The sequence below is a fragment of the Microcosmobacter mediterraneus genome (assembly GCF_031846265.1).
Classification (GTDB): Bacteria; Bacteroidota; Bacteroidia; order Flavobacteriales; family Flavobacteriaceae; genus Microcosmobacter; species Microcosmobacter mediterraneus.
Window position 1 is genome coordinate 1 of record NZ_JAVRIA010000034.1, and the last position, 211, is coordinate 211.

General features: G+C 42.2%; 1 protein-coding gene. It reads left to right on the top strand.

What is annotated here, in order from left to right; all coding sequences use genetic code 11:
* The coding region (locus RM697_RS13725) for an HYR domain-containing protein (protein WP_311428463.1) at nucleotides 1-211 on the top strand (211 nt) is incomplete at both ends.

Below are 211 nucleotides of genomic sequence, written 5' to 3' on the forward strand. Positions count from 1 at the left end.
CCTTCTAACATCACTGTCAATAACGATAATGGCAATTGTTCGGCTGTAGTAACCTATTCAGTAACATCTTCGGATAATTGTCCTGGTCAGACTGTAGCACAAACAGCTGGTTTAGCCTCTGGTGCTGCGTTCCCTGTCGGAACTACTACTAATACTTTCGAAGTTACGGATGCTAGTGGAAATACTGAAACATGTTCTTTTACTGTAACGG